Below are 7,337 nucleotides of genomic sequence, written 5' to 3' on the forward strand. Positions count from 1 at the left end.
AAGAATTCCCAGAACTAAAGAAACTGCCATCATTGTGGACTCCGACCTACTTTGTGGCGTCAACAGGTCAAGTAAGTACAGAGGTAGTCAAAAAATATATCGAAAGTCAACGAGGCAAGTAACAAATCGACACGTCGGGTTAAAACCCGTCGTGTCGCGTTTCATCCCCTCCTTAAAAGGTAGGGGTTCTCACGCTCCCGTCCTATCTTGATAGCAAGTTAATATTTCCTTTGGAGGCTACACTTATGGTGGGCAGTGCCCAGCAACGGGCTTTGTCAGCTGATCTGACTCTGTCTCAAGCACTGCCCACCCTACATCAACTAAAATCAATTTGGGGCTACACTATTCCCTCTTATCTGTTCCCTGTTCCCTAAAATCTAGAAATTGTATACCTCACAAGTCGTAGAATTGCTATAACCATTACCTCTATGCTCTGGAATCGCATTCGACAAATTATCTATGCTGCCTTAACAGTCATCGGTTTCGTCTGGACAAACTACTATTTGGTGCAGTTCATTATTATCACTAAAGGAAAGCTAAGCCTGGCTAACTTTCTTAACTTCGATATTGCTTTGTTTATCAAACAAATTTATGCTTATCCCGCCTCCAGTTTTATTGGGATAGATGTGAGTGTTGCAGCCTTGTGTGCAATCGTGGTGATTGTAACAGAAGGGCGACGGCTCAAAATGAGGTTGTGGGGTCTTTACATTGTCGCTATCTTTTTAGTATCCTTTGGTTTTGGATTTCCGTTGTTTCTGTTGATGCGGGAACGCAAGCAGATGGAAGTGCTAGGTCTAGCAGGAGATACTCAGGAGGAAAAGACTTTACCAACGTAAGAATTATCGGAAAAAATCAATCATTAATCGCACTACCGCGTTTGGATTGGGATGTTGGTTTTACTGGTGCGTTGGCGTAGCGTAGCCCTTTGGGCTAATCGCGTTTAGCAGCTCCTTGGCCGTTGCCACGCTACGGGAACAGAGCATCGCAATGCTAGAAATCGGTTTCAGCTACAACCACCTATCCCAGGACATCTGTAGTAAACAGTCTGTTGATCGATAAACACAATCAAATAGGGTTTATTAAGAATAATTACCAGTTTATTGAAGTTTATTGACAAGAAGCGTTTATCATAATAGCTTACTTCAAGTGAACTTTCCTGTTTCCTTTCCTATATATAGGATTATAAGTGATGAAAGCTAGTAAAATTCTGAAAGACTATGCAGCAGGAGAAAGGGATTTCCGCAGGGTAAATCTTAGAGGTCAATCATTCCAGGGGGAAGACCTTTCCGGAGCAGATTTTAGTGAAGCGGATATTAGAGGGGCAAATTTTAAGAATGCTACTCTAAAGGGTACTCAGTTCTGTAGTGCGAAGGCAGGATTACAGAAACAGTGGGTAGTTGTTCTTTTGTTGGTTTCCTGGATAATTTCAGGACTATCAGGATTTATTTCCTTATTTGTTGGGTTGTTAGTAACGTATATATTTACCTTTAGCAACGTAACAGATCAAGTCTCGAGCTGGATAGCTTTGATTACAATAATTGTCTTATTTGCTGTAATCCTTCGTCAAGGTATCGGAGGAGCCGGAGTCGGAGCCGTATCCGTAGCCGTATCCGTAGCTGTAGCCGGAGCCGGAGCTGTAGCCGGAGCCGGAGCCGTATCCGGAGTCGTAGCCGGAGCCGGAGCCGTAGCTGTATCCGTAGCCGTAGGCTTCGCCGGAGCCTTCGCCGTAGGCTTCGCCCTAGCTGTATCCGTAGCCGGAGCTGTAGCCGGAGCTGTATCCGGAGCTGTAGCCGTAGCCGTAGGCTTCGCCGGAGCTGTATCCGTAGCCGGAGCCGTAGCCGTAGGCTTCGCCGGAGCCGTAGCCGTAGCCGTAGCTTTACTTGGAAATTACCTGGGCTGGCGTGCTCTAAAGGGAGACCCCAGAGATGTCTGGATTCGCACTATGGCTATTGCCTTTGCTGCTACAGGAGGTACAAGTTTCTACAAGGCCGATTTAACTGATGCTGATTTCACGGGAGCTATTCTTAAAAGTACAGATTTAAGGGAGGCTACTATCACTCGTACTTGTTGGCGGAAAACTATTAAGCTTGACCGAGCTAGACCTGGTAAAACTATCTTAGCTGATACAGCTGTCCGAGAATTATTAATTAGTGGTAATGGTTACAATAAGTCTTATGTTGAAGGCAATCTTAGAGGTGCAAATTTAAGAGGGGCTAATTTAAATAAGGCTAATCTAAAACAAGCTGATATTAGCGAAGCCACTTTAAAGGATGCTAATTTAGAATGGACTAATTTAACTAAAGCTAACTGCGTTGGTACTGATTTTACGCATGCTTATTTAACCGGTGCTTATTTAGAAGCGTGGAATATTGAAAGTAGCACTAAGCTAGAAGATGTTGATTGTCAGTTTGTTTATCTGTTAGAAAATCCTGAGCCAGGAACAGATAACCGTGAGCGTCGTCCAAGTAGTGGCGAATTTCAACCAGGAGAATTTACTAAGCTATTCCAAGAGGTCTTAGATACTGTTGACCTAATTTTCCGAAACGGTGTAGATTGGAAAGCTTTTATTGCTGCTTTCAAAAAAGTCCAAGTAGAGAATGAAGATACCGAACTAGCTATTCAGAGTATTGAAAATAAAGGGGATGGTGTAGTTGTTGTTAAGGTAAGTGTTCCCCCGGACACGAATAAGGAAAAAATTCATAGTGACTTCACGCAAAACTATGAACTTGCTCTCAAAGCTGTGGAAGAAAAATATACAGCAGAACTACAAGCTAGAGATGACCAGATAGTAATTTATCGTGAGCAAAGCGCTGACTTAAAAGAGATTATCAAATTACAAGCAAATAGACCTATTCAAAATATTATTGATGTTACAGCTAAAGCGGAGAATGATATGCCAGATAATTCACAGAGTTTTAACATAGACCAAAGCCAAGCTACTAATCCTATTGTTCCTATTGCCAACGATAATGCTAGACAAGAATTTAACATTACTAATAATTTGACATCAAAACAAAAACAAAACCTAGCCGAAGCAGCAGCTGAAATCCAGCAACTCCTAAACCAACTATCCCAGACTAATCCCACTACAACAAGCAAAGAAAAGATGATAGTTGTCAGTGAAGTTGTTGACCGAATTGAGAATAACCCAACCCTAAAAGCTAAGGTAATCAATGCTATGAAAGCTGGGGGAGTGGAAGCTTTCAAGGAAGCCCTAGACCATCCCTTAGTTAACATTTTGATGGCTACGATTGAGGGATGGACAGAGGCTTAGGGGTAAGCATTCAGTTATCAGCTTAAGCGCTACGCGCACGCTACGCGAACAGCTATCAGCTTTCAGCCATTCGCGTAGGGTGGCCCAAAGGCCAAGGCCAAGGCCAACAGCTGACCGCTGACCGCTGACCGCTTAATGCTTACATATGTGAGTAAAATGGAGACAAACAAAGCAACTTGTAAACACCCTCATGAATTCAAAAACCAGCTTGATCGCTCGCATTACTCAAACCCCTGGTCAGTGTGGTGGTCGTCCCTGCATTCGAGGGATGCGAATTCGAGTTACCGATATTTTAGAAATGTTGGCTGAAAATGTTAGTGTTACTGAAATTTTAGAAGATTTCCCCGATTTGGAACTGGCAGATATTCAAGCTTGTCTACTTTTTGCTGCACGACGCACTGATTTTCCCAGACTGACAGCATGAAGATAGCGATTTCATCGATTTAGTATGTCGTTTGGGAACACCTCCTCAAATTTTGTGGCTAACCTGTGGTAACGTCACAAACCGCAACTTTGCCTGATGCTTTAGAACAGTTGCAGCAAGGAGAAATGATTGTGGAAATAACTAATACTCCCTAAATTAAGATTGATACAGTCTACCCTAAGGTTAACCACCCAAAAACTTCCTCAACTGTCACTTCTAACTCTACTCCATTGAGAATCGGTAACGTAGAGGTGGTGTTGCTGAAGTATGAAATGGTTTCACCATAAAGGGAGATTTTATGATATTTTAAATAATAAATAAGAAGCCTAATTGATAATTCCAAAATCTCTGATGATTTATAATAGCAAATAGTTCGTCGATGTAGTCTAGCTAAATAATGTCTTAATCTCATATTTTCATTTTCTATGTCTTGATGCAAAGCGCGAGTGGGGGAACTTCAGTCAAAGAAGGTGGTCAAGGATCAATTGAAGAATGGGTGCATCTCATATTTGTAAAAAAGTTGCGTGCCCATAAGCTGATAGCTGATAGCTGATAGCTGATAGCTGATAACTGATAGCTGAATACTTACAAAAAAACTCTTTATGAAAAGAAGAGAATTTCTAAGTTTGAGTGCATTCATGGCTGTGGCAGCAGCATGTAATGATTTGACTGACAATGACAAGTTTGAAAATACAAGTGATACCGTTCTAGTTATTGGTGCTGGCATGGCAGGATTGGGAGCGGCACGACAATTACGTGATAAAGGGTACACTGTTAAGGTACTTGAAGGTCGCGATCGCATTGGAGGAAGGATTTGGACGAGCCGGTTTTGGCCTGACACTCCAGTTGATTTAGGTGCATCGTGGATTCATGGAGTAAAGGGTAATCCCCTTACAAAACTGGCTAATGAAGCAGGGGTGACAAGAATTGAAACCAACTATGACAATGATATTTTGTATAAAACGAATGGGGAGGTGGCGAATGCTAAGTTTCGTTCTAGGATGCAGCGTTTGTTTGACCAGTTAGTAAAAGCTGTATCGCGTCAGGCAGAGGATGGTATGACTTTGCGCGAGAGTATCGAGGCTACTCCTGCCTGGGCTGAGTTATCTGCACAGGAAAAACAACAAATAATGCACATAATAAATGTCACCGTTGAGCATGAGTTTGCTGGTGGTATTGGAGAAATGTCTGCTGTTAATTTTGATGATTCAGAGATATTTGGCGGTAAAGATGTACTTTTTCCTGATGGATATGCTCGTATCACTGAATATCTTAGCCGTGACCTTGATATCCAATTGGAACAGATTGTTGAGGCGGTCACCTATGGGGATGATGGGGTGACAATAAAAACCAATCAGGATCTGTTTACGGCAGACCGAGTCATCGTAACTTTGCCGATTGGTGTGCTGAAAAATGGCACAGTGAAGTTTAATCCGCCATTACCTGCTGAGAAACAGAGGGCAATTATTACCATCGGAGCAGGGTTATTAGACAAACTGTTTTTGCGATTTCCAAAAATCTTCTGGAATGAAAAGGTTGAGATTTTGGATTGGATTTCGGAAAAACACGGTCGTTGGAATGAATGGCTTAACATCGCTTTTTACACAGGCAAGCCGATTTTGTTAGGCTTCAACGCAGCTGATTATGCTCGTCAGATTGAGTCATGGAGTGATAGGGAAATAGTGGCTGACGCCATGAGGGTTTTGCGCACCATTTATGGCAATGACATCCCAAATCCTGAAAGCTGGCAATTATCTCGTTGGAGGTTAGATCCTTTTGCGTTTTGCTCCTATTCATTTAATGGGATTGGTGCAAGCGCAGATACACGCAATACCCTAGGAAAACCAGTTGTAAATCGTTTGTTTTTCGCTGGTGAAGCAACATCTGAAGATTATCCAGCAACTGTTCATGGAGCATACCTATCGGGAGTACATGCTGCATCAACTATCATGAAGCTATAGCAAAGGGAACAGGGAACAGGGAACAGGGAACAGGCAAGAGGCAAAAGGCAAAAGGCAAGAAGGAAAAAATTCTGTGTACCTCGTAGCTATGAAAAACGCTATACTTTCTATGTTTATTTAGATGCTGCGTTAGATTATAGTAACCTACCCTACAAGATTGCTATGGTGGGCAGTGGTTACCAACGGGCTTTGTCAGCGGATCGGTATCAACGACTGCCCACCCTACATCAACTAAGAAATTGGCCGTAGGTCACGCTATGCGAGTCACGCAAAGCTTCCGCGCTTGAGCGATTAGCCCAAAGGGCTACGCTACGCGATGAAGCGTTCGCAAAGCGTGGCCGAAAGGCCTCAGCTTCCGCGCTTGAGCGATTAGCCCAAAGGGCTACGCTACGCGAGTCACGCAAAGCTTCCGCGCTTGAGCGATTAGCCCAAAGGGCTACGCTACGCGATCGCACTAAAACTGGACTAATATTTGTTCAACCTCCTTAAGTACCTCAGCTAAAAAAGGAGCATTAGATTTAACAACATTATCCTCACTGCCATCATGTTTATGATGAGGAAAAGTAGAAAGATTTAATTTTCGATGGTGTTCGGTATTGTCATAGCGAAAAATTAGATTATTATTAGAATTCATATATTGATAACTATACATTTTTCTATCGATGTAAATTTCTACATAAACAAATTCTCTGAAATGTAGCAAGGAATTATCTTGTAAATTTATCTTGCCTCTGATCAAACCTTCATACATTCCTCTTTTGTCCCGTTCAATAGTTAATCCTTTGACTAGTGGCGATGATGAAAATAAACTATCAATCTTATCAAAATAATCTTCAATCAACAAAATAAATATTCTCTATAGATTCTTTTGTTTTTTGTAAATGTGTCAGCATTTTAGATTCTCCGAGCCATTCATCAAAGTCAAAACTATGGGCTAATTCATCGTTGTTAAAGCGAGTAATAAATTCCGGTGTCGATAAGTTATATTTAGTTTCAAATTCCTGAAGGCGTTCTTCTGTCCTTTTAATTCCTGCTTTAATACTCTGTAATCTTTCTGACAAGGCACTTTGAATAATTCGTTTTAGTGACTCTGGATCTTTTGACCTGATTTTGAGTTCAGCCATCATTTTTTTTAGTTTTTTGAATTGACGTTAATAAGGTTTATAAGGGAACAGGGAATAGGGAACAGGCAAGAGGCAAGAGGCAAGAAGCAAGAGCGATGCAGCGCGGTCTTGGGGGTTTCCCCCATGAGCGACTGCATCAAGACGGCAAGAGGGAAAAAAATCTGTGTACCTCGTAGCTATGAAAAACGCTATACTTTCTATGTTTATTTAGAGCGTTACATTATAGTAACGTACCCTACAAGATTGCTATGGTGGGCAGTGCTTAGCAACGGGCTTTGTCAGCTGATCGGTATCAAGCACTGCCGACCCTACGTCAATTCCCGATGGTGGGCAGTGGTTACCAATCGGCTTTGTCAGTTCATCTGTATCAAGCACTGCCCACCCTACGTGCACTTGATTGAGCAACGCCAGTGGTTTTTGTTCGCGAGGGGCTACACCGATGGTGGGCAGTGCCTAGCAACCGGCTTTGTCAGCTGATCTGTCTCAAGCACTGCCCACCCTACATGAAATCTCCCCATCTCCCCATCTCCCCAAACCCCCCACACTCCCCACAC

General features: G+C 42.5%; 10 protein-coding genes and 1 pseudogene. 6 read left to right on the top strand and 5 right to left on the bottom strand.

Translation table 11 applies throughout. From position 1 onward, the window contains the following. The 5 genes from F6K52_RS28780 to F6K52_RS28800 form a co-directional block, all read left to right on the top strand. The coding region (locus F6K52_RS28780; RefSeq protein ID WP_293086757.1) for a transposase at positions 1-122 on the top strand (122 nt) is incomplete at its 5' end. Between the two features lie 123 nt (positions 123-245). Further along, a complete protein-coding gene (locus F6K52_RS28785) occupies positions 246-374 on the top strand; it encodes a hypothetical protein (protein WP_293086729.1) in 129 nt (42 codons plus the stop codon). A 54-nt stretch (positions 375-428) separates the two neighbouring features. After that, positions 429-836, top strand: coding sequence for a DUF2834 domain-containing protein (locus F6K52_RS28790; RefSeq protein WP_293086732.1), 408 nt, complete (start codon positions 429-431; stop codon positions 834-836). Positions 837-1,189: 353 nt separating this feature from the next. Next, positions 1,190-3,274: a pentapeptide repeat-containing protein gene (locus F6K52_RS28795; RefSeq protein ID WP_293086736.1), complete on the top strand. Its 2,085-nt coding sequence runs from the start codon at positions 1,190-1,192 to the stop codon at positions 3,272-3,274. A gap of 190 nt (positions 3,275-3,464) precedes the next feature. After that, the gene (locus F6K52_RS28800) at positions 3,465-3,698 is read left to right on the top strand and encodes a DUF433 domain-containing protein (protein WP_071107281.1); all 234 of its coding nucleotides are present in this window, start codon (positions 3,465-3,467) and stop codon (positions 3,696-3,698) included. Between the two features lie 286 nt (positions 3,699-3,984). Here F6K52_RS28800 and F6K52_RS28805 read toward each other — a convergent pair. Next, positions 3,985-4,125: pseudogene (locus F6K52_RS28805) on the bottom strand (IS1 family transposase); the annotation flags it as partial. A 175-nt stretch (positions 4,126-4,300) separates the two neighbouring features. Here F6K52_RS28805 and F6K52_RS28810 point away from each other — a divergent pair. After that, entirely contained in the window at positions 4,301-5,659 is a 1,359-nt protein-coding gene (locus F6K52_RS28810) for an FAD-dependent oxidoreductase (RefSeq protein ID WP_293086742.1), read from the top strand. A 454-nt stretch (positions 5,660-6,113) separates the two neighbouring features. Here the strand turns inward: F6K52_RS28810 and F6K52_RS28815 are convergent, their stop codons facing one another. From F6K52_RS28815 to F6K52_RS28830, 4 genes are all read right to left on the bottom strand, one after another. Beyond that, positions 6,114-6,503 (bottom strand): DUF6516 family protein, encoded by a 390-nt coding sequence (locus tag F6K52_RS28815; RefSeq protein WP_293086745.1) that lies wholly within the window; start codon positions 6,501-6,503, stop codon positions 6,114-6,116. Continuing rightward, positions 6,493-6,786: a hypothetical protein gene (locus tag F6K52_RS28820; RefSeq protein WP_293086748.1), complete on the bottom strand. Its 294-nt coding sequence runs from the start codon at positions 6,784-6,786 to the stop codon at positions 6,493-6,495. Before F6K52_RS28820 ends, F6K52_RS28815 begins: the two co-directional genes overlap by 11 nt. 5 nt (positions 6,787-6,791) lie before the next feature. Further along, positions 6,792-6,920, bottom strand: a complete 129-nt coding sequence (locus F6K52_RS28825) for a hypothetical protein (protein ID WP_293086751.1) — start codon at positions 6,918-6,920, stop codon at positions 6,792-6,794. A 109-nt stretch (positions 6,921-7,029) separates the two neighbouring features. After that, positions 7,030-7,188, bottom strand: a complete 159-nt coding sequence (locus tag F6K52_RS28830) for a hypothetical protein (RefSeq protein WP_293086754.1) — start codon at positions 7,186-7,188, stop codon at positions 7,030-7,032. Positions 7,189-7,337: the final 149 nt, after the last annotated feature.

The organism is Moorena sp. SIO3H5, from assembly GCF_010692395.1.
Classification (GTDB): domain Bacteria; phylum Cyanobacteriota; class Cyanobacteriia; order Cyanobacteriales; family Coleofasciculaceae; genus Moorena.